This is a genomic window from Bradyrhizobium sp. B120 (assembly GCF_049075665.1).
Taxonomy (GTDB): Bacteria; Pseudomonadota; Alphaproteobacteria; order Rhizobiales; family Xanthobacteraceae; genus Bradyrhizobium.
In genome coordinates, this window is record NZ_CP185242.1 from 2,655,781 (window position 1) to 2,681,651 (window position 25,871).

General features: G+C 65.2%; 20 protein-coding genes. 12 read left to right on the plus strand and 8 right to left on the minus strand.

From position 1 onward, the window contains the following. Positions 1-10: 10 nt before the first annotated feature. The gene (locus ACOIX3_RS12170; RefSeq protein ID WP_420970060.1) at positions 11-1,954 is read left to right on the plus strand and encodes an alkyl/aryl-sulfatase; all 1,944 of its coding nucleotides are present in this window, start codon (positions 11-13) and stop codon (positions 1,952-1,954) included. 141 nt (positions 1,955-2,095) lie between these two features. Here ACOIX3_RS12170 and ACOIX3_RS12175 read toward each other — a convergent pair whose 3' ends face one another. From ACOIX3_RS12175 to ACOIX3_RS12200, 6 genes are all read right to left on the minus strand, one after another. Then, the gene (locus tag ACOIX3_RS12175; RefSeq protein ID WP_420970062.1) at positions 2,096-2,800 is read right to left on the minus strand and encodes an ABC transporter ATP-binding protein; all 705 of its coding nucleotides are present in this window, start codon (positions 2,798-2,800) and stop codon (positions 2,096-2,098) included. Continuing rightward, complete coding sequence (locus ACOIX3_RS12180) at positions 2,793-3,542, minus strand: ABC transporter ATP-binding protein (protein WP_420970064.1); 750 nt, start codon at positions 3,540-3,542, stop codon at positions 2,793-2,795. Before ACOIX3_RS12180 ends, ACOIX3_RS12175 begins: the two co-directional genes overlap by 8 nt. Before the next feature lie 10 nt (positions 3,543-3,552). Then, positions 3,553-4,539 carry a branched-chain amino acid ABC transporter permease gene (locus ACOIX3_RS12185; protein WP_420970065.1) on the minus strand — a complete coding sequence of 329 codons (987 nt, stop codon included), beginning with the start codon at positions 4,537-4,539 and terminating at the stop codon, positions 3,553-3,555. Beyond that, complete coding sequence (locus tag ACOIX3_RS12190; protein ID WP_097670375.1) at positions 4,539-5,408, minus strand: branched-chain amino acid ABC transporter permease; 870 nt, start codon at positions 5,406-5,408, stop codon at positions 4,539-4,541. The genes ACOIX3_RS12185 and ACOIX3_RS12190 overlap by 1 nt, the downstream gene beginning before the upstream one ends. A gap of 16 nt (positions 5,409-5,424) precedes the next feature. Further along, positions 5,425-6,678 carry an ABC transporter substrate-binding protein gene (locus tag ACOIX3_RS12195; protein ID WP_420970066.1) on the minus strand — a complete coding sequence of 418 codons (1,254 nt, stop codon included), beginning with the start codon at positions 6,676-6,678 and terminating at the stop codon, positions 5,425-5,427. Between the two features lie 303 nt (positions 6,679-6,981). Beyond that, on the minus strand, positions 6,982-8,049 hold the full coding sequence (locus tag ACOIX3_RS12200) for a glycosyltransferase family 4 protein (RefSeq protein ID WP_207836110.1): 1,068 nt from the start codon (positions 8,047-8,049) through the stop codon (positions 6,982-6,984). A gap of 311 nt (positions 8,050-8,360) precedes the next feature. On the opposite strand from ACOIX3_RS12200, the gene ACOIX3_RS12205 reads away from it, so the two are divergent. The 5 genes from ACOIX3_RS12205 (at position 8,361) to ACOIX3_RS12225 (ending at position 16,126) form a co-directional block, all read left to right on the plus strand. Continuing rightward, positions 8,361-10,124: an ABC transporter ATP-binding protein gene (locus ACOIX3_RS12205; RefSeq protein WP_420970067.1), complete on the plus strand. Its 1,764-nt coding sequence runs from the start codon at positions 8,361-8,363 to the stop codon at positions 10,122-10,124. Positions 10,125-10,232: 108 nt separating this feature from the next. Continuing rightward, the gene (locus tag ACOIX3_RS12210) at positions 10,233-12,434 is read left to right on the plus strand and encodes a glycogen debranching N-terminal domain-containing protein (RefSeq protein ID WP_420970068.1); all 2,202 of its coding nucleotides are present in this window, start codon (positions 10,233-10,235) and stop codon (positions 12,432-12,434) included. Positions 12,435-12,478: 44 nt separating this feature from the next. After that, positions 12,479-13,009 (plus strand): PRC-barrel domain-containing protein, encoded by a 531-nt coding sequence (locus tag ACOIX3_RS12215; RefSeq protein WP_420971718.1) that lies wholly within the window; start codon positions 12,479-12,481, stop codon positions 13,007-13,009. Positions 13,010-13,097: 88 nt separating this feature from the next. Next, complete coding sequence (locus ACOIX3_RS12220) at positions 13,098-14,336, plus strand: MFS transporter (RefSeq protein WP_420970069.1); 1,239 nt, start codon at positions 13,098-13,100, stop codon at positions 14,334-14,336. Positions 14,337-14,581: 245 nt separating this feature from the next. Continuing rightward, positions 14,582-16,126 (plus strand): L,D-transpeptidase, encoded by a 1,545-nt coding sequence (locus ACOIX3_RS12225; RefSeq protein ID WP_420971719.1) that lies wholly within the window; start codon positions 14,582-14,584, stop codon positions 16,124-16,126. Between the two features lie 80 nt (positions 16,127-16,206). Here ACOIX3_RS12225 and ACOIX3_RS12230 read toward each other — a convergent pair whose 3' ends face one another. Beyond that, positions 16,207-17,265 carry a class I SAM-dependent methyltransferase gene (locus ACOIX3_RS12230; protein ID WP_420970070.1) on the minus strand — a complete coding sequence of 353 codons (1,059 nt, stop codon included), beginning with the start codon at positions 17,263-17,265 and terminating at the stop codon, positions 16,207-16,209. 192 nt (positions 17,266-17,457) lie between these two features. Beyond that, the gene (gene glgA / locus ACOIX3_RS12235; protein WP_420970072.1) at positions 17,458-18,885 is read right to left on the minus strand and encodes a glycogen synthase GlgA; all 1,428 of its coding nucleotides are present in this window, start codon (positions 18,883-18,885) and stop codon (positions 17,458-17,460) included. 176 nt (positions 18,886-19,061) lie between these two features. Here glgA and ACOIX3_RS12240 point away from each other — a divergent pair, with 176 nt between their 5' ends. From ACOIX3_RS12240 to ACOIX3_RS12265, 6 genes are all read left to right on the plus strand, one after another. After that, the gene (locus ACOIX3_RS12240; RefSeq protein WP_420970073.1) at positions 19,062-20,273 is read left to right on the plus strand and encodes a CaiB/BaiF CoA transferase family protein; all 1,212 of its coding nucleotides are present in this window, start codon (positions 19,062-19,064) and stop codon (positions 20,271-20,273) included. Between the two features lie 214 nt (positions 20,274-20,487). Further along, entirely contained in the window at positions 20,488-22,029 is a 1,542-nt protein-coding gene (locus ACOIX3_RS12245; protein ID WP_420970074.1) for an ABC transporter substrate-binding protein, read from the plus strand. A gap of 6 nt (positions 22,030-22,035) precedes the next feature. Further along, positions 22,036-22,986, plus strand: a complete 951-nt coding sequence (locus ACOIX3_RS12250; protein ID WP_420970075.1) for an ABC transporter permease — start codon at positions 22,036-22,038, stop codon at positions 22,984-22,986. After that, entirely contained in the window at positions 22,973-23,842 is an 870-nt protein-coding gene (locus ACOIX3_RS12255; RefSeq protein WP_420970076.1) for an ABC transporter permease, read from the plus strand. The genes ACOIX3_RS12250 and ACOIX3_RS12255 overlap by 14 nt, the downstream gene beginning before the upstream one ends. Further along, positions 23,839-24,825 (plus strand): ABC transporter ATP-binding protein, encoded by a 987-nt coding sequence (locus ACOIX3_RS12260; RefSeq protein ID WP_420970077.1) that lies wholly within the window; start codon positions 23,839-23,841, stop codon positions 24,823-24,825. Before ACOIX3_RS12255 ends, ACOIX3_RS12260 begins: the two co-directional genes overlap by 4 nt. Further along, complete coding sequence (locus ACOIX3_RS12265) at positions 24,822-25,790, plus strand: ABC transporter ATP-binding protein (RefSeq protein ID WP_420970078.1); 969 nt, start codon at positions 24,822-24,824, stop codon at positions 25,788-25,790. Before ACOIX3_RS12260 ends, ACOIX3_RS12265 begins: the two co-directional genes overlap by 4 nt. The last annotated feature ends 81 nt before the right edge of the window (positions 25,791-25,871 follow it).

A 25,871-nucleotide genomic window follows, 5' to 3' on the forward strand; every position in this document is an offset into this window, starting at 1 on the left:
TGCTTGAGTAATGACCCAGACAACCGCAGGTGAGACGTCGCATGAACTTCCGAAGGCGGCATCCGCGCCGGTCATCGCGCAGCACGAAACCACGCTGAAAGCGCTGCCGTTCGCCGACACCAGGGATTTCGACGACGCCGCGCGCGGCTTTCTCGGCACCATCGAGAACGCGCGCGTCACCTCGGCCCAAGGCAGGGTGGTGTGGAGCCTCGAGCCTTACGGCTTCCTGTCCGAGGAGAAGGCGCCTGCGACCGTCGATCCGAGCCTGTGGCGGCAATCGCGGCTCAACATGCATCACGGCCTGTTCGAGGTAGTGCCGGGCGTCTACCAGGTGCGCGGGCTCGACATCGCCAACATGACGCTGATCGAGGGCGACAAGGGCGTCATCGTGGTCGACACCCTGACCTCGATCGAGGGCGCACGCGCCGCGATGGAGCTGTACTTCCAGCATCGCGGCAAGCGGCCGGTCGCCGCCGTGATCTTCACCCATACCCACACCGACCATTGGGGCGGCGCGCGCGGCGTGGTGGACGACGCCATGCTGGCGGCGGGTGTTCCGATCATCGCGCCGAATTTCTTCATGGAGCACGCGGTCTCCGAGAACATCATCGCGGGGCCGGCGATGCTGCGCCGTGCGCAATACCAGTTCGGGCCGTTCCTCGCCAAGGGCGTGCGCGGCCAGGTCGATTGCGGTCTCGGCAAGACCATGGCCGCGGGCGGCGTGGCGCTGCTGCGGCCGACCGACCTGATCATCGCGACCGGCGATACACGCATCATCGACGGCGTCGAGTTCGAATTCCAGATGGCGCCGAACAGCGAAGCGCCCGCGGAGATGCATTTCTTCATTCCGCGCTACAAGCTGTTGAACCTCGCCGAGAACTGCACGCACAATTTCCACAACCTGCTGCCGTTCCGCGGCGCCGATGTGCGCGATGCGCTGGCGTGGTCGAAGTATCTCGGCGAGGCGTTGCAGATGTGGGGCGGCAAGGCGGAGGCGATGTGCGGCCAGCACCATTGGCCGGTGTGGGGGCGCGAGCGGATCGACACCATGATCCGCCAGCAGCGCGACCTCTATAAATACGCGCATGACCAGACCATTAGGCTGATGAACCACGGCCTCAACGCGGCCGAGATTGCCGAGACGATCCGGCTGCCGCAGAGCTTAGAGGGCGCCTGGCACGGCCGCGGCTATTACGGCCACATCAGGCACAATGTGAAGGCGATCTACCAGAAGTATCTCGGCTGGTACGACGCCAATCCGGTCAATCTCGATTCCCTGCCGCCGGTCGAGGCCGGCAAGAAGTATGTTGAGTATATGGGCGGTGCCGACGCGATCCTGAAGCGCGCCGCCGCCGACTTCGCCAAGGGCGAATTCCGCTTCGTCGCCCAGGCCGTCAGCCATCTCGTCTTCGCCGAGCCCGACAACCAGGCGGCCCGCGCATTGCTGGCCGACACGTTCGAGCAGCTCGGTTACGCTGCCGAGAGCTCGACCTGGCGCAACGCCTATCTGTTCGGGGCCCAGGAGCTGCGGCAGGGCATGCCGAAGACGCCGCCGCGCTCGCCGATGCCGCGCGAGACGCTGGCTGCACTCCGCACCGAGCAGCTCTGGGACGTGCTCGGCGTCCGCCTCAATGGCCCCAAGGCCGAGGGCAAGCGTATCGTGCTGAACTGGAGTTTTACCGATACGGGCGAGAGTTTCGTGCTCAATCTCGAGAATTCGGCGCTGACCTACGTCAAGGGTACGCAGGCCGCCGACGCGCACGCCAGCTTCACGCTGGCGCGCAGCGTGCTCGATGAGGTGATCGCCAAGCTGACCACGTTCCCCGACGCCGTCGGCGCCGGCAAGGTGAAGGTATCAGGCGAGCCGCTGCGGCTCGGCGAATTGATGATGCTGATGGACGAATTCCCGCGGATGTTCGAGATCGTCGAGCCGAAGCGGACGGCGGTGAGCTAGAGCCACATACTCAAAACGTCGACCGTCACCCTGAGGAGCCGCGTAGCGGCGTCTCGAAGGGTTGACGGCCATCGGTCGGGCCGTGCATCCTTCGAGACGCGCTTCGCGCTCCTCAGGATGGCGGTTCGATAGTTGGGCCTCTTAAATCCCGAGATACGCCGCCTGCACCTGTTTGTTGCCCGCGAGCTCGGCGCTGGTGCCCTGCATGATCACGTTGCCACTTTCCAGCACATAGGCGCGCTGCACCAGTGACAGCGCGCGGCTGACATTCTGCTCGACCAGCAGGATCGCGGTGCCCATCTTGTGGATCTCGCCGATCTTCTCGAACGTCACGTCCGTCATCACGGGGGCCAGGCCCAGCGAAGGTTCGTCCAGCATCAGCAGGCGGGGCTTCAGCATCAGCCCGCGGCCGACCGCGACCATCTGCTGCTCGCCGCCGCTCATGGTGCCGGCGAGCTGCTTCCTGCGGTCGGCGAGCCGCGGGAAGATGCTGTAGACGAGCTCCATCGTGCGTGCGCGATCCGCCTTGGCTTTCGGCGTATAGGCGCCGATCTCGAGATTTTCCTGGACTGTCATTTCCGGAAACACTTGGCGGCCTTCCGGGACATGCGCGATGCCGAGCTCGGGGATACGGTAGGGCGGCAGCGTCGCGAGGTCGACGCCGTCGAACGTGACCTTGCCGGCGAACAGTTTGACGAGGCCGGAGACGGCGCGGAGCGTCGTGCTCTTGCCGGCGCCGTTGGCGCCGAGCAGGCCGACGGCTTCGCCCTCGCCGATGGAGATGCTGACGTCGGTGATGGCGGGGACCGAGCCGTAGCTGGCGCTGACGCGGGAGAGCTCAAGCATGGGGGTCTCCCTGCGCCGGCGGATGCACGTAGGAGCCGAGATAGGCGCGGATCACTTCCGGATTCTCCACGATCTCCTTTGGCGTACCCTCGGCGATCTTCTGCCCGTGGTCGAGCACCACGATGTGACGGGCCACCGCCATGATCGCGCGCATCACATGCTCGACGATCACGATGGTCAGGCCGCGCGCTGAGAGTTTCTTCACCAGCGCCACCGCCTGGTCGATCTCGGCCGGGTTAAGCCCGGCCATCACCTCGTCGAGCAGCAGGATTCGTGGCTGGGTCGCCAGCGCGCGGGCCATCTCCAGCCGGCGCTGGTCGATGGTGGTGAGGTCCTTGGCCGGCGTCTGCTCCCTGGCGCCGAGGCCGACGAACTCGATCGCCTCAAGCGCCTTGCTGCGGGCGGCGGCGACATGGCGGTCGCGCAGGAAGGCGCCGGTCATCACATTGGCGAGCACCGTCATCGCCCCGAACGGCTTTGCCACCTGGAAGGTGCGCGCCATGCCGAGCGCGCAGACGTCGTGTGGACGCAAGCCAACGACCTCGCGGCCGAAGGCGAGCACCGATCCGGAGTCTGGGCGATGAAATCCCGTGATCAAATGAAAGCTCGTGGTCTTGCCGGCGCCGTTGGGCCCGATCAGCGCGACCGTCTCGTTCTCCTGCACCGCGAAGCTGACGTCCTGCACCGCGCGCAGGCCGCCGAACCGCTTGCTGAGACCCTTGACGACCAGTGCTTCTGCCATCGCAACGACCTCAGGCGCGCGCCGGCTTGCGCCGGATGATGCGGTGATAGACGTCGATCGCAAACCCGATCAGCCCGGTTGGGCGCCACAGGATCACCGCCATCAGGATCAGGCTGTAGACCGTGAGCTGGATGCCGCCGACCGAGCTGCCGAGCCAGCTTTGCAGCAGCGCGGAAGTTGTCTCCAGCAGCACGGTGCCGATCACGGGTCCCCACAACGTGCCGATGCCGCCGACGATCGAGACCAGCGCCGCCTCGATCGAGACGCTGAAGCTGAACGCGGTCGCGGGATCGATGAAGTAGATGTACTGGGTGTAGAAGGTGCCGGCGAGCGCGGTCAGGAACGCGCTGATCATGTAGATGTCGCGCTTGACCTTCGGCGCGTTGACGCCGATCGCTTCAGCCGCGTCCTCATCCTCGCCGATCGCGACGAGGTAGTAGCCAATCCAGGATTTCTCGATTTGGTGGGTGATCCACAGGCCAACGACGAGCAGGCCGAGCACGACGTAGTAGTACGACGACTTCTCCTCGAACTGCATCATCAGCGGCGCGCTGCCGAGATTCGGGATCGTGGTGCCTTCGGCACCCCAGGCGAAATCGCGGAATTTGAGGAAGATCAGCATCAGCACCTGCGCGGTCGCGATGGTGGCGATGGTGAAATAGGGGCCGCGCAGGCGAAAGCACAGCCAGCCGATCGGCAGGCTCGCCAGCATCGCGACCACGCCGCCCGCGATCATCCCGATCCAGGGCGAGATGCCGTAGTTCACCTGCATAATGGTCGATGTGTAGGCGCCGAGTCCGAAATAGGCGGCGTGCCCGAGCGACAGCTGCTTGGCATAACCGCCCATCAGGTTCCAGGCGACGCCGATGAAGGAGAACAGCAGGATGCGGATGAAGATGTCGATCGCGAACGACGAGGTGACGAACTGGGGCAAAGCGAGCATGACGACGGCCCCGATCGCGAGCCACAGCCATTTCATGTTGCCGGAGGTCTGCATCAGCGGCCCCTTTTGGCGCCGAGCCCGCTCGGCCTGAAGGCAAGCGTCAGCAGCAGCAGTGCGAACACCACGATCAGGCCTGAATCCGCGCCGACGAACTGGATGCCGAGCGATTCCGCCACGCCCATCATCAGGCTCGCGACCAGCGCGCCCATCACATTGCCGAGCGTGCCCATCACGACCGCGACGAACGCCATCAGCACGAACACCTGGCCGACGAACGGATAGGCGGAATAGAACGGCATCAGCAGCGAGCCGGCGGCGCCGGCGAGCGCCAGCGCGGTGCCGAACGCGACCGCGAACACGCGGTTGGGATTGATCCCCATCAGCATCGCGACGTCGCGGTTCTGCGACGCCGCGCGCATGGCGCGGCCGAGATCGGTGGTGTGCAGGAACACCCAGAGCAGCCCGCTGAGCGCCATCGCGACCGCAAAGGCGATCAGTTTCGCCACCGGAATGTACAGCCCGCCGATGTGCCACGCTTCATCCGAATAGGAGGTGTGGACGGTGCGGTAGTTGGCGCTGAACAGCATCAGCGAGAGATTGAGCAGCAATAGCGACAGCGCAAAGGTCAGGAAGATCTGCGGCATGTCGTTCGGCCCGAGCACCCTGCGGATCAGGAAGTGCTGGATCAGGACGCCGGCGAGGAACAGCACCGGCATCGAGACAACAAGCGAGACCAGCGGATCGATGCCGAACTGGGTGGCGAGGAAGAACGAGATATACATCCCGATCATCACGAACTCGCCCTGGGCGAAGTTGACGATCTTGACCACGCCGAAGATCAGCGTGACGCCGATGCTGACCAGCGCGTAGATGCCGCCGATGAGCAGGCCGTTGATGACAGCCTGGGCCAGTGTCTCCCACATGCGATGCGACCGCGGTTCAGGTCTTCATCAGCGGGGCGCGGGCGTCTTCCTTGGGGAAGATGCTGGCGAGATCGGCGTTCTGCCACTGCACGCCGACCGGACGGCCATAGACGTTCTTGCCGTCGGGGCCGAACTTCACTTTGCCGCCGGGCGCCATCGCCGCGTAACCCGAGGAGACGTCGAGCGTCGAGAGCGCCTCGCGTACCTTCTTCGGATCGGCGGAGGCAGCGCGCTCCAACGCGTCGGCCAGCATGAAGGTCTGCGCGACCAGGCCGCCGGCATATTCGAAGGCGAACTCGCCAGTGCGCTTCTTGAACTCGGCGTTGACCTTCTGCGCATCGTCGTTGACGTCGTGGTTCCAGTGCGCGACGCCCTGCAGACCTTCGGCGGCCTTGCCGACATTCTTGTAGAAATCCGGCATCACGAAGCCGCCCGAGCCGCCATTGATCGCGATGTTGATCCCGACCTGCTTCACGGTGCGGACGATCAGGATGAGGTCGTTGAGATAGGACAGCGAGAACAGCGTGTTGGCACCGGAGGCCTTGACCTTGTTGATCAGCGGGCTCGCATCGGTGAAGCCGGCCGAGTAGGGCTCGAACATCACGATCTCGACGCCTTCGCCGGGCGCCAGTTCCTTCAGCCCGTTCGAGGTCGAGGTGCCGAATGCGGTGTTCTCGAAGATGACGGCGACCTTGGCCTGCTCGCTGACCAGCTTGGCCATCTGCAGCTGCGCCTTGGCGAATTGCGAGGCCCGCGCGAACGGCGTGAAGGTGTAGGTGCGTCCCTTGTTGAGCTGGTCGGAGCTCGATCCGGTGATGATCGGAACGTGAGCGCGCTCGCAGACCTCGCTCGCGATCAAGGTCAGCGCGCTGGCGTAGCAGCCATGGATCGCCGACAGCTTGTTGCCGGATATCAGACGGTCAGTCTCGGTGCGCGTCACCGTGGTGTCGCTCTGCACGTCGGAGACGATGAGGTTGAGCTTGGCGCCGCCGAGCGACTTGATGCCACCGGCCTCGTTAACCATGTCGACCGCAAGCTTGGCTGCGGCAACGCAGCCGACGCCGATCTGCGCCATGCTGCCGGTGCTCGGATAGAGCGCGCCGATATTGATCGGGTCGGCGGCCCAGCCGCGCAGCGGGACGGCGCCGAATGCGCCGGCTGCGAGCACGCCGCCGGTTTTGACCAGGAACTTGCGGCGGTTCAGCTTGGTCCGTGAGGCCTTGGTCGGCGCGGTATTATTAATGGCCGACGGCTTGCGGTCCCCTGTCATGGCGTTCCCCCTGTGCGACGGCGGCACGGTTGCTCCGTCCGCGCGCTTATTATTTTTTGCTCAAGCGGGGCGCATAAGAGCACGTAATTCGGCAATCGCAAAGGCGATATCGGCCGGGGTCACGGGGGAAACGCGTTGCGACTGGTGCGTCGCAGCAATCGCGCGACGCGGGCGTGTGAGCCGCTTCGCTGCGTGGGAGTTGCCGCCAGATGCGGCGGTATTATTGACAATCGAATGACCCGACGGACCGGCACAGGGGGTGCCGGCCGGCCCTCCGGATCATTCGATCGGCCGCTGCAACGGCTATTCCGCGCTCGCCACCAGCTTGAAGCGCGGCTTGGCTTCCATCAGGCTGCGATAGGCGGCGAGATAGTCGAGCGCCATGCGGCGCGCGGTGAAGCGGGTCTCGAACTGCTTGCGGATCGCATCGCGGTTGAGCGTCGAGAGCCGGCCGACCGAGGAGATCGCGCTGATCTCATCCTCGACGATGAAGCCGGTCAGCCCATCCTCGATGATCTCGGGCACCGAGCCGCGGTTATAGGCGATGACGGGTGTGCCGCAGGCCATCGCTTCGATCATGACGAGGCCGAACGGCTCCGGCCAGTCGATCGGAACCAGCAGCCCGATCGCGCCGCTGAGAAAATCCGGCTTCTCGCGATCGCTGATCTCGCCGATGAACTCGATCAGCGGATTGTTGGTGATCAGCGGCTTGATCAACTCGTCGTAATATTCCTGGTCGGCGCGATCGACCTTGGCTGCGATCTTCAGCGGAATGCCGCAGCGGGTCGCGATCTTGATCGCGCGATCGACGCCTTTCTCCGGCGCGATTCGCCCGAGCACGGCGAGATAGGATTGTTTGGCCGGTTGCGGCGTCAGCAAATTTTCCGGCAGGCCGTGATGGATGGTGCGCACCCAGTGCGCCTGCGGCACCGGCCGCCGCTGGGCGTTGGAGATCGAGATCACCGGGATCTTGGAAAAGGTGTTGAAGACGGGCTGGTGCTCCGGCAAGTCGAGCCGTCCGTGCAGCGTGGTCACGAACGGCGTCGGCTGCCGCGAGAACGCCGACCACGGATAGTAGTCGAGATGGAAATGCAGGAAGTCGAACTCGTCGTCGTCGGCCTTCTGCCGGACGCGCTCCAGCATCACCATGTGCAGCGCATTGGGATCGCGGACGGAACCGTCGAGCCGCAGTGCCTTCGGCCAGGTCGCATCGAGCTTCGCGGAGGTCTGTGAGTCGCCGCTGGCGAACAACGTCACGTCATGTCCAAGTGTTACAAGTTCTTCGGTCAGCCAGTGCACGACCCGTTCGGTGCCGCCGTAGAGCTTGGGGGGAACAGCCTCCGTCAGCGGGGCAACCTGCGCGATGCGCATTTCTCCGTCTCCATGTTTGTAATGTGGATGAGCCCTCAGCCCTCTGATGGCAGCGACATGCCAAAGACGGGAACGTTCTCGCACGTGCGAGGTTCCTTAGGTGTGGGAGATCTGCCGCTTCTTTCTTCCATCACACTGTGGTCTTGCTGATGCCATCTCGCTCCAACACGTTTTCGCGGACGCCAACGTTGCAAAATTGTCGCGCAGTGATGGCTGCATCGAGCAATCCCACCGCCGCCCTTCACGTCATCGTGCACGAGAGCTTCGACTAAAATTTTCTCGTTCACCTTCAACAGCTTTTGCAGGACGTCATGGACCATCTGTCAGGATACGCGCATCGCCCGTTCCCCTTTGTGCTGCGCTATCTGCGCCGGCGGCTTCCGTCGCATGTTGTGATTTTGTCGGCCGTCGTCGCGGCGGTTGCCTGCTCGGTAGGCACGCAATACGGCGTGAAGAATCTGGTCGACGCATTGTCGGCAGGGCCGTCGGCCGCGAATGGCGTATGGCTGGCATTCGCTCTGCTCATGTCGCTGATCGCAGCCGACAACTTCCTGTGGCGGATCGCGAGCTGGACCGCGAGCTACACCTTCGTCAGCGTCAGCGGCGACCTTCGCCGCGACATGTTCCGTCATCTCACCGGCCACGCGCCGAGCTATTTCACGGATCGGCTGCCGGGCATGCTGACCAGCCGGATCACGGCGACCTCGAACGCGGTCTACACCGTCGAGAACATGTTCGTATGGAACGTGTTGCCGCCTTGCATCGCGACCTTCGCGGCGATCACCCTGGTTGGAACCGTCAGCGTGACAATGTCAGCAGTGTTGATCCTGATCGCGGGAACCATGGTGGTGGCCATGTTCCGCATGGCGGCCGCCGGCAGGCCGCTGCATGACGATTTCGCCAACAGGGCGGCGGCCGTGGACGGCGAAATGGTCGATGTCATCAACAACCTGCCGCTGGTGCGCGCGTTCTGTGGCCTCGGCTATGAGCACGACCGCTTCGACGCGACCGTCAATCGGGAACTCGTGGCGCGCGGCCGTTCCCTCCGCTATCTCGAAAAGCTTCGCCTCGTTCACGCTGCCGTGACTGTCATTCTGACGATCGCGATGCTGGCCTGGGCTCTCAATCTCTGGCAGCAGGGCGCAGCGACCACCGGCGACGTCGTGCTGGTCTGCACGCTCGGCATCTCGATCCTCAGCGCCACCCGCGATCTCGCCGTTGCGCTGGTCGACGTCACCCAGCATGTCGCCCGCCTGACCGAGGCGCTGGCGACGCTGTTGCAGCCGCACGAGCTGAAGGATCATCCGGAAGCCGAGGTGCTGGTGAAGAGCGGCGCGGCGATCGCCTTCAACAATGTCTCGTTCCGCTATCCCGGCGGCTTGCAGGTGTTCGAGCGTTTCAGCCTGCGCATCCAGCCCGGCCAGCGGGTCGGTCTGGTCGGGCAGTCCGGCGGCGGCAAGTCAACACTGTTTACCCTTCTGCAGCGCTTCTACGACGTCGAGCAGGGCGCCATCACGGTCGACGGCCAGGACATCTCGCGCGTCACCCAGCAGAGCCTGCGCGCGGCGATCTCGGTGGTGCCCCAGGACATTTCGCTGTTCCACCGCTCGATCCTGGAGAACATCCGCTACGGCCGGCCGGATGCCACCGACGACGAGGTGCGGCGGGCGGCGATCGCGGCGCGCTGCGACTTCATCGAGACCTTGCCCGAGGGCATGAACACCATCGTCGGCGATCGCGGCGTCAAGGTCTCGGGCGGCCAGCGCCAGCGGATCGCGATCGCGCGCGCTTTCCTGAAGGACGCACCGATCCTGTTGCTCGACGAGGCCACCGCAGCGCTCGATGCGGATTCCGAGGAGGCGATCCGCGAGGCGTTGTCGCGCCTGATGCGCGGGCGTACGGTGGTGGCGATCGCGCACCGCCTCGCGACGCTGCGCAGCTTCGACCGCGTGCTCGTGCTGCAGGGCGGCCGGATCGTCGAGGACGGTCCGCCCGATATCCTCGTGAAGGGAAGGGGTCCCTACCGCGACCTGGTCGCGCGCGAGATGGGCCGCCTCTCGACCAGCGCGGCCTGACCCCGCGTCATCAAGCGCGTTCTTGCGTTCCGGTGCGTTCGTTCGAGCCGAGATCCGAGCCAACAGTCAGGCCGAGAGCCGGGCCAAACAAAGTCGCCAGAGGTTCAGATGGCAGCTGACGTCGTTACGCAGATCATCACTGCTCGCATCACTGAGCACGTCGCCGAATCGCCGTTCTACATTCCGATGACCGGGCCCGCGGCGCGGCCGCGGCGCTCGCTCAAGCATGACGACACCTTCATCGTGCTCGACAGCCATGGCGATATCGGCGCTTCGGCGGGCGGGCCCGATGGCCTGTTCAACGCCGACACGCGCTATCTCGCGCGGCTGGAAATGGTGCTGGAGGACGTGCAGCCGCTGCTGCTCGGCTCCAACATGCGCGACGACAATTCGGCACTGACGGTCGATCTCACCAATTCCGACGTCTATCGCGACGGCCGCCTGACCTTGCAGAAGGATACGCTGCACATCGTGCGCTCGATCTTCCTGTGGCGCGGCACCGCCTATCAGCGGATCGGCCTGCAGAACCACGGCGATCTTGCCGCAAGCTTCGATCTCACGCTGCTGTTCGATAATGATTTCGCCGATTTGTTCGAGGTACGCGGCGAGCGGCGGCCGCGGCGTGGCATCGGCTCGAGCAAGCTGCTCGGCCCGACCGACGTCGTGCTGGAATATTGTGGCCTCGACGAGCAGACGCGGATCACCGCGCTGCATTTCGATCCACGGCCGACGCGGCTGTCGGTCAACGCCGCGACCTATCATTTCGACCTCGAGCCGGGGCAGGCGACCTCGCTGTTCGTTGCGGTGTCCTGCAACAAGCCGATCATGCAGAAGCCGGTGCCGTTCTTCCGCGGGCTCTTGGCGCATCGCCGCGAGATGCGGACTTCGTCGGCCGGCGCGGCCAGCATCGAGACCTCGAACAACATCTTCAACGAGGTGCTGTGCCAGGCGATGGCCGACCTCAACATGCTGATGACGGAGACGCCGCAGGGCCGTTATCCCTACGCCGGCATTCCCTGGTATTCGACGACATTCGGCCGCGACGGGCTGATCACCGCGCTGCAAATGCTGTGGGTCGATCCGCGGATCGCCAAGGGCGTGTTGAAGCGGCTCGCGCTGTTCCAGGCCAAGGCGGTCGATCCCTTGTCCGATGCCGCGCCGGGCAAGATCCTGCACGAGATGCGCGGCGGCGAGATGGCGGCGCTTCGCGAGGTGCCGTTCGCGCATTACTACGGCAGCGTCGATTCGACCCCGTTGTTCGTGCTGCTTGCCGGGCTCTATCTGGAGCGCACCGGCGACGTGGAGACGTTGCGCGAGTTATGGCCGGCGGTCGAGGCCGGCTTGCAATGGATCGACGGCCCGGGCGATCCCGATCGCGACGGTTTCATCGAGTACCAGCGCGCCACCGATGAAGGCCTTCGCAATCAAGGCTGGAAGGATTCCTTCGACGCCATCTTCCACGCCGACGGAACTCTGGCCGAGGGCAATATCGCGCTGGCGGAAGTGCAGGGCTATGTGTTCGCCGGCAAGCAGCTTGCCGCGCAAGCGGCGCGGCGGCTCGGCTTCGCCGAAAAGGCTTTGAGGCTCGATGCGGAGGCCGAGCGGCTGCGCGAGCGGTTCGAGGCGGCGTTCTGGTGCGAGGAGCTCGGCACCTATGCGCTCGCGCTCGACGGTGCCAAGCAGCCGTGCAAGGTGCGCACGTCGAATGCCGGACAGATATTGTTTTCCGGCATGGTGCGCGAAGACCGCGCGCGGCGGGTCGCCGCAGATTTGATGAGCCAGAAATTCTTCTCGGGCTGGGGCATCCGCACCGTCGCCGCGGGCGAAGCGCGCTACAACCCGATGTCCTATCACGATGGCTCGATCTGGCCGCATGACAATGCGCTGATCGCACTCGGATTTGCCCGCTACGGCCTGAAGCATTCGGTCGCGCATCTGTTCAAGGGCCTGTTCGACGCCGCGAGCTATATGGAGCTGCGGCGGCTGCCGGAGCTGTTCTGCGGCTTCCGCCGCGAGCGCCGGCGCGGCCCGGTGCTCTATCCGGTGGCCTGTGCGCCGCAGGCCTGGGCGAGCGCGACGCCGTTCACGCTGCTGGAGGCCGCACTCGGGCTGGAGTTCGACACCGCGCGCGGCGAGATCCGCTTGCGCGATCCGCGGCTGCCGGAATTCCTCAACGACGTGGTGCTGCGCGACCTCAGGCTCGGCGCGTCCAGCGTCGATTTGCGGCTGCGCCGTCACGGCGGCGAGGTGTCACTCGAAGTGTTGCGCACGCGCGGCCAGATCCAGGTGTCGATCGTGCTGACGCATTGAGCGCCGTCGCACGCTGCGCGCGGCGAAATCGTGGGGAGAGTAAGATGCGTTCGAGGATCATGGTGATGCTGGCTGGAGCGGCGCTGCTGGCATGCGCGGGCGTCCGCGCTGCCGACGACGAAGGCAAGACGCCCGCGGCCCAGGCGCCCTCAGCAACTCCTGCGCCGCCAGCAGCCGCTGCACCGAAGGAGCAGGCCAAGGAACCGTCTAAGGAACAGTCGCCGCCGCCTTCGGTGACCGTGATCGGCGCGCGCGATGCGCACGGCATTCTCGGGCGTGACGTGCGCAGTTCCGCCAATGAGGACATGGGCCGCATCGTCGATGTCATCGTCGACCGCGACGGCAAGGTTCGCGCCGCGGTGATCGATTTCGGCGGCTTCCTCGGCGTCGGGAGCCGGAAGATCGTGGTCGACTGGAACGCACTGCGTTTCGCCGGCGTTTCCAGCAAGAGCGACAGCATCACGCTGGACCTCAATAAGCAGCAGGTGAGCGCTGCGCCTGAATACAAGGAAGATACGCCGCTGATCGTGCTTGGCGCGGCCGGCAATCTTCATCCATGGGATTACGAACATTAGGGGGCTCGAGCTGGTCGCGCGTCCGAACTCTTCCGTCGAGACGGTTGGCGACAGTCGTGGCGAGCGATCAGCCGGCGGCACCAAAATTGTGCCGATCGTCTCCGATCAACCCGGTCCCGAGGAACCGCGCTTGCCGTCGCGCGAAAGCCAGCGCGGGCTCGATTGGTTCATCTTCTTCCTGGCCGACGTGCAGACCGGCTTCGGCCCGTTCATCGCGGTCTACCTGACGACGCAGAAATGGACACAGGTCGAGATCGGCTTCGTGCTCTCGATCGGCGGCATCATCGGCCTGCTGGGCCAGGTGCCCGGCGGCGCGATCGTCGATGCGGCGCGCTCGGAGCGGGTCGTCGCCGGCTGGGCGGTCGCCGCCATCGGCGCCGCCGCGCTGGCCTACGCGCTCTGGCCGATCTTTCCGGTGGTGACGCTCGCCGCAACGTTGCACGCGCTCGCAAGCTGCGTGCTGGGTCCGGCGATCGCCGCGATCAGCCTCGGCCTGGTCGGGCCGCTGGCGATCGGCGAGCGGCTCGGCCGCAATGCGCGCTTCGCTTCGCTCGGCAGCGGCTCGGCCGCGGCGCTGATGGGGGCCTGCGGCTATTTCCTGTCGAGCCGATCGGTGTTCCTCGTGACCTTCATCCTTGCGATCCCGACGTTGCTGTCGCTGGCGCGGATCCGCGAGCGCGAGATCGATATCGCGCAGGCCCACGGCGAGGTGAAGCGCGAAGTTCCCGACAAACGAGCGACCAGTATCGTCGGTCTGGTGCGACAGCGGTCGCTCTTGATCTTTGCCGGCGCGATGATGCTGTTCCAACTGGCCAATGCCGCGATGCTGCCGCTGATGGCGGGCGTCGTGACGACACGGTCGAGCCAATGGGCGCCGGTTCTGATCGCCGCCTGCATCATCGTGCCGCAGGCGATCGTCGCGCTGTGCTCGCCGTCGGTCGGCCGCAAGGCCCAGGCCTGGGGCCGGCGGCCGCTGCTACTGCTTGCATTTGCCTCGCTCGCGATCCGCGGCCTGTTGTTCGCAACGGTGCGGGATCCCTATCTGCTGGTCATGGTGCAAGTCTTCGACGGCATCACCGCGGCCATCTTCAGCGTCATGGTGCCGCTGATCGTCGCCGACGTGGCGTTCGGCAGCGGCCATTTCAACCTGGCGCAGGGCATTGTCGGAACCGCGGTCGGTATCGGCGCGTCGCTCAGCACGGTGCTGGCCGGCTATGTCAGCGACAAGCTCGGCAGCAGCACCGCCTTCATGGGCCTGGCCGGCGTCGCCGCGCTGGGGCTGTTCATGATCTGGCTGGTGATGCCGGAGACGCGGCGGACGGCATGACGCAGGCAGGTTTGGCGCCCCGGCGCCCTTCCTCATGCATGCGCCGTCATATATGAGTGATTTGCTGGCGGAACGAGCCGATAGTCCCGTGGATTAATCAATCCAAAATCGTGATCTGGTAGGGATCGACGCAGCGCGGGCAGGCATTTCGACCGAGGAATGGCATGGAAAATCGAACGACGACGGCGCAAATCACCCGAGCGATGCGGCGTTGGGGGCCTCCCGCCTTTGTGACCTTCGCGGCGATGGTCACACTTGCGTCATTGACCGGCGGCGTCGCGGCAAAGCAGCAGCGCTCTGCGGCAACGGTCGAGACGACCGCGCCACGCGCCGCGGGCGAGCCGATCATGGCGATCGTGTCGATCAAGGCCCAGAAGGTGACCTTCTACGACGCCGACGGCTGGATCTACCGCGCGCCGGTGTCGAGCGGCGTCAAGGGACGCGAGACGCCGGCCGGCGTCTTTGCGCTGGTCGAGAAGGACAAGGACCATCACTCGACCATGTACGACGATGCCTGGATGCCGAACATGCAGCGCATCACCTGGAACGGCATCGCACTGCATGGTGGCCCGCTGCCCGGCTACGCGGCCTCGCACGGCTGCGTGCGGATGCCCTATGATTTTGCCGAGAAGCTGTTCGACAGGACGCGAATCGGGATGCGGGTGATCATCGCGCCGAACGACCCGGCGCCTGAGGATTTCACCCATCCGGCGCTGTTCGTGCCGAACGCCCAGGCCATCGCGGCTGCTCCGGCGCGTGCCGAGACGTTGTCCCGCGAAGCCGCGGATGCCGCCAAGGTTGCCGACGAGGCAAAGAAGGCCTCCGTGGCCGCGACCAAGGAAGCTGCACTGTTCACGCCGGCGTCATTGCGCAAGCTGGAAAAGGCCAAGACCCGCGCCGACGCCGAGCTCGCATTCGCCGACAAGACGCTCGCCAATGCCAAGACCGATCAGGCCAAGGCGCGCGCCGAAGATTTGAAGCAGAAGGCCGCCGCCAAGGTCGCGGAAGCGACGACGCAGTTCGAGGCGGCCCAGGGCGACGCCAAGCCGAAGCTCGACGCCGCGGCAGCGGCGAAGGACGCCGCCAAGGCGGCCGAGACCAAGAAGGCCGACACCCAGAAGGCGGCGACCGAGGCGAAGCTCGCGCTCGAGCCGGTCTCCGTCTACATCAGCCGCGCGACGCAGAAGCTTTACGTCCGGCGCAACACCCATAAGCCATGGGCTGACGGCGGCGAGGTGTTCGATTCAAGCATTGAGGTTCCCGTCACCATTCGCGATCCGGACCAGCCGATCGGCACGCATATCTTCACGGCGATGGCGCGTAACGATACCGGCCTGCGCTGGACCGAGGTGACGATCGACGACGGTGACAACGCCAAGAACGCGCTCGACCGCGTCACCATCCCGCAGGATGTGCTGGATCGGATTGCGCCGACCGCCGTGCCGCGCTCATCGATCATCATTTCGGACGAGCCGCTGAGCGCCGAGACCAACTACCGCACCGAGTTCGTTGCCGTGCTGAGCAACCAGCCCCAGGGCGGTTTCATCACACGCAAGCCGACCCGGCCGATGGAAACCGACGACATGGTTGCGAGCGGGGACGGGGACGGTTTCGGCTTCTTCTCTCAACGCAGCTGGAATCCCCAGTCCGGCACCCAGTACGGCTATCCCCAATACGGCAATCCTCAGGCGCCGACCCAATACGGCTCCCCGTATTATGGCAATCCTCAATCCGCCAATCCGCGCCGGCGCGGCGGCCAGTACTACTGGCAATCGCAACAGGACTGGTAGCAGGGCGCTGCCGCGGGATCAGATAGCACTCTGAGCGTTGGACGGCGGCGTGACACCGCCGTCCGATCGCGTGAGCGCGGTTACGGGCGAGCTTCCAGGATCAGATTGAACGGCGTTTCCGCCGCGCGGCGGAAGCGTGAGAAGCCACCTTGGCGCGCCACCTCGCGCAGCCGGGTCTCGCCGGCCTGCGCGCCGAGGGCAAGCCCGACCTCCTGGTCCAGCGACGCCGGGGTGCAGATCATCGTCGACGCCGCGTAGTAGACGCGCCCGATCGGATTGAGGTTGTCCTCCAGCCGATCGTTGGCGAACGGCTCGATCAACAGGCAGGTGCCGTCGTCGGCGAGGGTGGAGCGGGTGTGCTTGAGCGCGCCGACCGGGTCGCCCATGTCGTGCAGGCAATCGAAGAAGCACACCAGGTCATACTTGTTGGCGGGGAAGTCCTTGGCCGAGTGCGTCTGGAAATGGACGCGGTCCGACAATCCTGCCTCCTTCGCAGCCATCCGCGCCGCCTGGATCGAGCCGTCATGATAGTCGAAGCCGTAGAAGGTTGATTTCGGGAACGCCTCCGCCATCAACCGCGTCGAGACGCCGTGGCCGCAGCCGACGTCAGCGACAACAGCACCTTTCTTCAGCTTGTCGACGACGCCCTCGAGCGCCGGTAGCCATTCCTGCACCAGATAGTGCTTGTAGCTGGTCCGGAAGAACCGGGCAGTGCCGCAGAACAGGCATTCGCTGCGCTTGTTCCAGCCGACGCCCTTGCCGGTCCTGAACGCGTCGGTGATTTTCGGCTCGTCGAGAAAGGTCGCGCCGACAAGGCTTCCCACCGCGCCGAGGAAGACCGGGCTCTCCTCGTCGGCGAGCGCAAGCGCCTGCTCGGGCAGCATCGAGAATTTTCCGGTCGCGCTGTCGTACTCGACGTAACCGGAAGCGGCCTGCGCGGAGAGCCACTCCTGAACGTAACGTCCGGCTGTTCCTGTCGCCTTCGCCAGCGCCGCCGCATTCATCGGTCCTTGCTGCGCGAGAGCCTTGTAGAGCCCGAGCTTGTCGCCCAGCAGCATCAGCGAGGCGTTCATCGCCGCGCCGACATCGCCAATCATCTTTCCCATGAATGAATTAAGACGCTCCTCGTTGACGTCCATGATGTTTCTCCATCGCAATTGGGTTTTGCAAAAAGTTCATCATTGCCAATTTCAGGTGTGCGCGATCGACCAGGCAGAAGGCCATGGGCGCGGACATGATCGCACGAAATGGGTTCGGCGGCGCCGGCTGAATGTCACAAAGCGGCTGGGATGCCAGCACGACCGACTTCACAAGCCTGCGAGGCGTCCGCCTTAGGCTGCTGCCCGCGGCATGATGAGCCTCCTGTACAGCGCGCCGTAGCAGGCGGCCGACAGGTCCCAGCTGTAGGACTTGGCCATCGCGCTGGCGCGCATGGCGTTGAGGCGATCCTTGGCGCGGTAGGCGTCGAAGGCGCGCCTGACGCCGCCGAGGAAGGATTCCGCTGATGGCTGCGCGAACAGGAAGCCGGTCTCGCCGTCGGCGATGGTCTCCGCGAGCCCGCCGGTCTGGTGGCCGATCGGCAGCGAGCCGAAGCGCTGCGCATACATCTGGCTGAGGCCGCAGGGCTCGAAGCGCGACGGCATCAGGGTGAAATCGCTGCCGGCGAAGATCCGGCGCGCCTGCGCGTCGTTGAAGCCGATGATGACGCCGATCGCGTCGGGCCGGCGCCGATGCGCGGCCACCAGCGCGTCCTCGATCGCCGGCTCGCCGCTGCCGGTGACGACGATCTGACCGCCGTCCCTGATGATCTCGTCGGCGGCCGACAGCACGAGGTCGACGCCCTTCTGATGCACGAGCCGCGCAACCAGGCCGAAGATCGGCCCGCGCGAGACCGCAAGACCGAACTGCCGGCGGACATAGTCGGCGTTGGCCTGCTTGCCCTTCCAGTCGCCGGCACCGAACGGCTGCGCGAGCTGTGCGCAGTGGCGCGGGTCCCAGCTCTCGTCGATGCCGTTGAGGATGCCGGTCAGCTGGTCGGCGTCGGAGCGCACGCGCAGCAGGCCCTCCAGCCCGCAGCCGAGCTCGGCGGTGGTGATCTCCCTCGCATAGGTCGCGCTGACCGTGGTCAGATGCGAGGCGTAGACGAGGCCGCCCTTGAGGAAGGACAGCTTGTCGTAGAACTCCAGCCCGTCGATGTGGAATGAGCTTTCCGGTGCGCCTATCCGCCGCAGCGAGTCCCGCGGAAACAGGCCCTGATAGGCGAGATTGTGGATGGTCAGGATCGATGGAATCTGCGCCTCGCGCCATGCGAGGTAGGCGGGTGTGAGCGCGGCCTGCCAGTCGTTGGCGTGAACGAGGTCCGCTGCCCAATTCTTGTCCAGCGTTCCGGCTGCAAGTTCGGCAGCGGCGGAGGCAAAGCGGCCGAAGCGGATGTCGTTGTCGGGCCAGTCGCGGCCGGACTCGTCGCCATAGGGATTGCCCGGCCGGTCGTAGAGCTGCGGACACAACAGCACGTAGACCGGCAGCCCGTCTTTGGTCGATGCGCGCCCGAGCGTGCAGGCCGGCATCTCGGCGAGGGCCTCGCATTGTCCAACGATTTCAATACGGGTGAACTGTTCGACGACATCCCGGTAGCCGGGAAGCATGATCCTGACGTCGCTCCAGGCGCGGAGCGCCCGGGGAAGTGCAGCGGAAACGGCGCCGAGCCCGCCCACGCGGACGAAATCGTCCATCTCCGTCGTGACGAATAAGACCTTCAACAAGCGCCCTCGTTCCAGCCCGTGACAAGGCTATGCAAGATCGGGTCCAATCTGCCTTTGAGTAAAATGCAAGACGGCCCGCGGTCCCGGTCTGGACGAGACGCTTTCCTGTCAGGGCGGCTCACTTTAGGGTCGCGCGACGCCGAACAACGGAAACGACGAAGCTGGAGGAAGCCTTGGCAACGACAATAGCCGCCGACGATGAGGGGAATTTGACACGGAGCTTTGACGGCCTTCGCGTGCTCGATTTTTCGACCACGATCGCCGGACCTCATTGCACGCGGATGCTCGCCGACATGGGCGCGGAGGTGATCAAGATCGAGCCCGCCGAAGGCGAGACGATGCGGACGCGGCCGCCGTTGCGCAACCATTGCTCGACGGCGTTCGGCCAGCTCAATATCGGCAAGAACAGCCTCGTGCTCGACCTGAAGTCGCCGGCCGGCGTCGAAGCCGTGCGCCGGCTGATCGCGACCGCTGACGTGCTGGTGGAGAATTTCCGCCCCGGCGTGATGCGCCGGCTCAAGCTCGACTATGCCTCGATCCGCGACATCAATCCGAAGCTGATCTTTTGCTCGATCTCCGGCTACGGCCAGACCGGCCCGTCGGCGGAATTGCCGGCCTATGCGCCGGTGATCCATGCCGCCTCGGGCTACGAGATGGCGCATCTCGCCTACCAGCCGGGCCGCAGCCGGCCGGACTATTGCGGCATCTATCACGCCGACGTGTTGACCGGGGTCTATGCCTTCGGCGCGATCTCGGCGGCGCTCTATCAGCGCGGTGCCAGCGGCAAGGGCCAGCATATCGACGTTTCGATGCTGGAATCGATGCTGAGCCTGACCCTGAACGAGTTACAGTGGTCGCAATTCGAGGTGAGGCAAACCCAGCGGCCGATGTTCGGCCCGATTGAAACCACCGACGGCTACGTGATGGTGGCGATCGCCAGCGAGAAGACGTTCCAGAACCTGATGCAGGTGATCGGCCGGCCCGAATGGGTGTCCGATCCGCGCTTCGCCAAATATTCCGATCGGCGGGAGAATTGGGCGGGCCTGATGGAGGGCGTCGAGGCGTGGTCGCGGGCGGTCAGCACGCAGGCCTGTCTTGCCGCGCTCAATGAGTATGGCGTGCCGTCGTCGGCCTATCGCACCGTGCGCGAGGCGCTCGCCGATCCGCAAATCGCCCATCGTGGCGCATTGGCCGAGGTCGAGGACGGCGGCGGCAGCTTCAAGGTGCTCAATCTGCCGTTCCGGATGTCCGGCGCTGCGGTCGGCGCGCGCAAGCGGATGTCGACGCTCGGCGAGCACACACTGTCCTATCTGAAGGAGATCGGCCTCTCCGAGGATCAGATCGCAGGCTTCGCAGCGCAACCGGCGAAAACCGTGAGCAGCTAAAGCATGATCCGGAAAAGTGGGTACCGGTTTTCCGAAAGATCATGCTCAACAAGTAGAAGAAATCACGATGCGAGCTTACGAGGTCGCATCGTGATCGCCCTGCGGCTTTTCATCCGTTTTACGGTCTTGTCGCGCGCGGCGATTCCGGACAAGCTGCGTCCCAACGTATGACGATCCGGAACACCGGACGTCGCCCACTTGGGAGGGACCATCGATGAAGCTGGCCGGGCGCGCGCACGCAGTTGCGCGCATATTTCTTGTGGCGGGATTAGGTGCAGCGGCGTTCGCTGCACCGGCCCATGCGCAGAAGCAGGGCGGTACGCTCACCGTCGGCCAGGAGCTGGACATCGCGGGCTTCGACCCGCTCAAGGTCGGCGTTTACGATACGTCGGCCAACACCGCGGCAGCCGCGATCTTCGACACGCTGATGACGCTCGACGACAAGGGCGAGCCGAAGCCGAAGCTCGCGCTGTCGTGGGACCATTCCGAGGACTTCAAGACCTGGACCATCAAGCTGCGGCCTGGCGTCAAATTCCACGACGGCACCCCGTTCAATGCACAGGCGGTGAAGGAGAATTTCGACCGCCAGAAGGATCCGGCCAACAAGTGCCGTTGCGCCTTCTACATCACCAGCATCAAGAGCGTGGATGTCATCGATGACCTCACGGTGCGCTACAATTTCAGCGACCCGTCGGTGAACTTTCCGGCGACCCAGTCGATCCAGAGCTCCAACAACGTGATGCAGTCGCCGACTGCATGGAAGACCAAGGGCGACGACTACAATCGCAATCCGGTCGGCACCGGTCCCTACATCCTGAAATCCTGGAACGCCGGCGATCGCATGGTGCTGGAGAAGAATCCGGACTACTGGGACAAGGGCAAGCCCTATCTCGACCGCATCATCCTGAAGCCGCTGCCGGACGCGCAGTCTCGCTTCGCCTCGCTGCAATCGGGCGAGGCCGACATCGTCTGGGACGACGAGGCCGACGCCGACAACATTATCAAGGCGCGCAAGGACACCAGTCTGACCGTGCATACTTATGAAGGCTCGGGGGCTGCAGTCGCTGCCTTCAACACCAAGGTCCCGCCGTTCGACGATGTGCGCGTGCGTCAGGCGCTGGTGATGGCGCTCGACCGCAACAAGATGTCGCAAGCGATTACCAATGGCCTGGCGCGGCCGGCCAGCAATCCCTATGGCGACGGGTCCTGGGTGAAGTGCAAGGATGACGGCGCGCTGCCCTACGATGTCGAAAAGGCCAAGGCGCTGCTCAAGGACTACGGCAAGCCGGTCGAGTTCAAGATGCTGGTCACGGCGACGCCGCGCGGCCGCACCGGCGGTCAGGTTCTGCAGCAATTCTGGAAGCGCATCGGCGCCAACATGGAGATCGAGCAGGTCGATCAGGCGACCATTCCGCCGCGCGCCTTCATGCGCCAGTTCCAGCTGACCCCGTGGCGCATCGTCGATCTCGCCGATCCCGATCCGCAGATGTATGCCAATTTCCACACCGGCAGCCCGGTCGCGCTGGCGAACTACTCCAATCCGGAGCTCGACCGGCTGCTTGAGCATGCGCGAACCACCGCCGACGTCGCCCAGCGTACCGAGGACTATTGCGCGATCAGCCGCCTGATCAACAAGGAGGCGATCTGGTTCTGGACCTTCCAGAACACCTACTACGCGATCTCGAGCGTGAAGGTGAAGGGCGTGCCGAAAATGTTCAACGGGGTGCTCGACGTCTCCTACGCCTGGAAGGAATAGCGTTTCATGCTGTTCTTCGTCGCGCGCCGGCTCCTGTACCTGGTACCGGTGCTGATCGCGGTTTCGGTTCTCACCTTCGTGATCGCCTCGCTGTTGCCGGGCGATCTGGCGTACGTGATCCTCGGCGACCAGGCGACGCCTGAGAATGTCGCGGCCCTGCGTCACGACTTGGGGCTCGATCAGCCGATCTGGCTGCGCTATCTCAGCTGGCTGTGGCACATCCTGCAGGGTGATTTCGGACGATCGTTCCGCACCGGGCAGACCGTGTGGCAGGCGGTCAGCGAGCGCGTCCCGGTCTCGTTCGAGCTGATGATTCTCGCCGAGCTGATCGGGCTTGCGGTCGGCGTGCCGCTGGCGATCGCATGCGCCGCCAAGGCGGGCTCCGCGTTCGACCGCTTCATGACCGGCTCGGCGTTCGGCATGCTGTCGGTGCCGACCTTCCTGTCCGCGATCCTCCTGATCTATTTGTTTGCGGTCGAGCTGCGCATGTTGCCGGCGACGGGCTACGTGCCGTTCACCGAGGACCCGGTCGCCAATCTGCGCTTCATGGTGCTGCCGGCGCTGACGCTCGGGCTTGCGGAATGGCCGGGCATCATGCGCGTGCTGCGCTCCGACATGATCGCAGCGTTGCAGGAGGATTATATCGCGCTCGCCAAGGCGAAGGGCCTGAAGCCGTCGCGCATCCTGTTCGTGCATGCGCTGAAGCCGTCGTCGCTGACGCTCGTCACGATCACCGGCATCAATATCGGCCGCCTGATCGGCGGGGCCGTGATCGTCGAATCGATCTTCGCATTGCCGGGGATCGGCCGTCTCCTGGTCGGCGCGATCTATACCCGCGACCTCATCATTCTGCAGGGCGTGGTGCTGCTGGTCGCTGCGGGCTTCGTGATCATGAACTTCATTGTCGACCTGCTCTACGCCGTGCTCGACCCGAGGATCCGCCATGGCCACGCTTGAGCTCAGCCTCGACGAGGCCGAAGCGACGCCGGTGCGGCGCAGGCGCCGGCTCGGCATGCTGTTCTGGTGCGCGATCGGCTGGATGGTGCTGGTGTTCGCGGTCGCGATCTTCGCCGACCTGCTGCCGCTGCCGAGCCCGACCGACATGGACATGCTGGAGCGGCGGGCGCCGATGTCGGCTGAGCATTGGCTCGGCACCGACGGCCTCGGCCGGGACGAGCTGTCGCGGCTGATCTATGGCGCACGCATCTCGCTGATCGTCGGCCTTTGCGCACCCATGATCGGCGTCACCATCGGCGGCGCGCTCGGCATGCTCGCCGGCTATTTCCGCGGCCGTTTCGAATCCTTCGTGGTCGGCAGCATGGATGTGCTGCTGGCATTCCCGCCGCTGATCCTGGCGCTTGCGGTCACCGCCTATCTCGGCCAGTCGATCTTCAACCTGACCTGCATCCTCGGCGTGCTCGGCATTCCGGCCTTCATGCGGGTGGCGCGGGCGGCGACCTTGACGCTGGCACGGCGTGAATTCGTCATCGCGGCGCAGGCGCTCGGCGCCACCCATGCACGCATCCTGCTGCGTGAGCTCTTGCCCAACGTGCTGTTGCCGCTGATCGCCTTCTTCCTGCTCGGCGTCGCCGTCACCATCGTGGTCGAGGGCTCGCTCTCCTTCCTCGGCCTCGGCGTGCCGCCGCCGATCTCGAGCTGGGGCAGCATGATCGGGGAGGGGCGTGAGAGCCTCGAGGTGGCGCCGCAGCTCGCCTTCATTCCGGCGATCGCGATGTTCCTGACGGTGCTCTCCTTCAACCTGATCGGCGACACGATGCGTGCGCTGACCGACCCGAGGCAGGGTGCGCTATGAGCGGTGTGCTGCTTTCGGTCGAGGACGCGGTGGTCGACCTGCCGACGCCGCGCGGCAATCTGCGGGCGGTCGATCATGTCGATCTCGCCGTCGGCGCCGGCAAGACGCTCGGCATTGTCGGCGAATCCGGCTGCGGCAAGACCATGCTGTCGCGGGCCGTCCTGCAACTGCTGCCCAAGAAGGCCAAGCTGTCCGGCTGCGTGATGTTCGACGGACAGGATCTCACGACGCTGTCGGCGGAGAAATTGCGCAAGCTGCGCGGCCGCTCGCTCGCGGTGGTGTTCCAGGATCCCATGACCTCGCTCAATCCGGTGCTGACCATCGGCACCCAGTTGATCGAGACCATCCAGGAACATCTCGAGCTCGATCTGGCCCGGGCGAGGCAGCGCAGCATCGAGCTGCTGACCGCGGTCGGCATTCCCGCGCCCGAGCAACGCCTGACGCAATATCCGCATCAGCTCTCCGGCGGCATGCGCCAGCGCGTCGCGATCGCGGTGGCGTTGTCCTGCGAACCAAAACTCCTGATCGCCGACGAGCCGACCACCGCGCTCGACGTCACGATCCAAGCGCAGATCCTCGATCTCTTGGCACGCGAACAGCAGCGCCGTCATATGGCGATGATCATCATCACGCATGACCTCGGCGTGGTCGCCGGCCGTACCGACGAGGTCGCGGTGATGTATGCGGGGCGCGTCGTCGAGCGTGCGCCGACGCCTGCGCTGTTCAAGCAGATGCGGATGCCCTACACCGAGGCGCTGCTCGCCGCATTGCCGAAGCTCGACGTGCCGCCGCATACGCCCTTGCCGGCGATTTCGGGGCGGCCGCCGGATCCGACCCGGCCGCTGAAGGGCTGCTCGTTCTCGCCGCGCTGCCGCTATTCCGCCGGGCGCTGCAGCACGGAGAAGCCGCGGCTCAGTCCGGCAGAGACATTAGAGCATCTCTATGCCTGCTTCCATCCGATCGCGGCGGGAGGCCGCGCATGATGTTGCAGGCCGCCTCCAATCCGCTGATGAAAGTGGAAAACCTCGTCGTCGAATATTCGGTGGGGGGCAAGACCATCCATGCCGTTTCCGATGTCAGCCTCGAGATCGCGCGTGGCGAGACGCTGGGGCTGGTCGGCGAATCCGGCTGCGGCAAGTCCACGCTCGGCCGCGCCGTGCTGCAATTGCGTCAGGCCGTCTCCGGCAAGGTGCTGTTCGACGGCCACGATCTCACCATCCTGAAGGGCGAGGCGCTGCGCAAGATGCGCCGGCGCGTGCAGCTGATCTTCCAGGACCCGATTGCCTCGCTCAATCCGCGGCGGCGGATCGGCGATATCGTCGCCGAGCCGCTGGTGATCGCCGGCGTTAGGGATCCCGAGGAGCGCAAGCGGCGCGTCAGCGAGGTGCTGTCGGCGGTCGGGCTCGATCCCGCGCTGGTGAGCGGACGGCTGCCGCACGAATTCTCCGGCGGACAATGCCAGCGCATCTGCATCGCCCGCTCGCTGGTGCTCAATCCGGAATTCGTGATCTGCGACGAGCCGGTGTCCGCGCTCGACGTCTCGATCCGTGCGCAGATCCTCAATCTGCTGGAGGAGATGAAGGCACGTTACGGACTGACCCTGCTGTTCATCGCCCACGACCTCGCCGTGGTGAAGGCGGTCTCGGATCGCGTCGCGGTGATGTATCTTGGGCGGCTCTGCGAGGTCGGTCCGTCGGAGCAGCTGTTTGCACAGCCGGCGCATCCTTATACCGCGCTGCTCATCGAAGCGATCCCGGTGCCCGATCCGGATGTCCGGCCGACCACGAGCGTGCCGGTCGGCGAGCCGCCGTCGCCGATTGCGCCGCCGTCGGGCTGTCGCTTCCGCACCCGTTGTCCGCGGGCCGATGCGCGCTGTGCCGGCGAGGTGCCGGAACTGCGCGTGGTTGCGCCCGGCCAGTTCGCGGCTTGCCATCATCCACTGATCTGAATAGTCACGCCTCTGAACAGTGGCGCGTTGGCATTCGAGCGAGCTGCATGGCGGCTTGCTCGAAAATGGGGTCTTGAGCGT

What these genes read in the sequence shown, in the direction of transcription:
- ACOIX3_RS12170 (WP_420970060.1), top strand. Translation starts at nt 11, where the DNA reads ATGACCCAGACAACCGCAGGTGAGACGTCGCATGAACTTCCGAAGGCG.
- ACOIX3_RS12175 (WP_420970062.1), bottom strand. Translation starts at nt 2,800, where the DNA reads ATGCTTGAGCTCTCCCGCGTCAGCGCCAGCTACGGCTCGGTCCCCGCC.
- ACOIX3_RS12180 (WP_420970064.1), bottom strand. Translation starts at nt 3,542, where the DNA reads ATGGCAGAAGCACTGGTCGTCAAGGGTCTCAGCAAGCGGTTCGGCGGC.
- ACOIX3_RS12185 (WP_420970065.1), bottom strand. Translation starts at nt 4,539, where the DNA reads ATGCAGACCTCCGGCAACATGAAATGGCTGTGGCTCGCGATCGGGGCC.
- ACOIX3_RS12190 (WP_097670375.1), bottom strand. Translation starts at nt 5,408, where the DNA reads ATGTGGGAGACACTGGCCCAGGCTGTCATCAACGGCCTGCTCATCGGC.
- ACOIX3_RS12195 (WP_420970066.1), bottom strand. Translation starts at nt 6,678, where the DNA reads ATGACAGGGGACCGCAAGCCGTCGGCCATTAATAATACCGCGCCGACC.
- ACOIX3_RS12200 (WP_207836110.1), bottom strand. Translation starts at nt 8,049, where the DNA reads ATGCGCATCGCGCAGGTTGCCCCGCTGACGGAGGCTGTTCCCCCCAAG.
- ACOIX3_RS12205 (WP_420970067.1), top strand. Translation starts at nt 8,361, where the DNA reads ATGGACCATCTGTCAGGATACGCGCATCGCCCGTTCCCCTTTGTGCTG.
- ACOIX3_RS12210 (WP_420970068.1), top strand. Translation starts at nt 10,233, where the DNA reads ATGGCAGCTGACGTCGTTACGCAGATCATCACTGCTCGCATCACTGAG.
- ACOIX3_RS12215 (WP_420971718.1), top strand. Translation starts at nt 12,479, where the DNA reads ATGCGTTCGAGGATCATGGTGATGCTGGCTGGAGCGGCGCTGCTGGCA.
- ACOIX3_RS12225 (WP_420971719.1), top strand. Translation starts at nt 14,582, where the DNA reads ATGGTCACACTTGCGTCATTGACCGGCGGCGTCGCGGCAAAGCAGCAG.
- ACOIX3_RS12230 (WP_420970070.1), bottom strand. Translation starts at nt 17,265, where the DNA reads ATGGACGTCAACGAGGAGCGTCTTAATTCATTCATGGGAAAGATGATT.
- ACOIX3_RS12245 (WP_420970074.1), top strand. Translation starts at nt 20,488, where the DNA reads ATGAAGCTGGCCGGGCGCGCGCACGCAGTTGCGCGCATATTTCTTGTG.
- ACOIX3_RS12250 (WP_420970075.1), top strand. Translation starts at nt 22,036, where the DNA reads ATGCTGTTCTTCGTCGCGCGCCGGCTCCTGTACCTGGTACCGGTGCTG.
- ACOIX3_RS12255 (WP_420970076.1), top strand. Translation starts at nt 22,973, where the DNA reads ATGGCCACGCTTGAGCTCAGCCTCGACGAGGCCGAAGCGACGCCGGTG.
- ACOIX3_RS12260 (WP_420970077.1), top strand. Translation starts at nt 23,839, where the DNA reads ATGAGCGGTGTGCTGCTTTCGGTCGAGGACGCGGTGGTCGACCTGCCG.
- ACOIX3_RS12265 (WP_420970078.1), top strand. Translation starts at nt 24,822, where the DNA reads ATGATGTTGCAGGCCGCCTCCAATCCGCTGATGAAAGTGGAAAACCTC.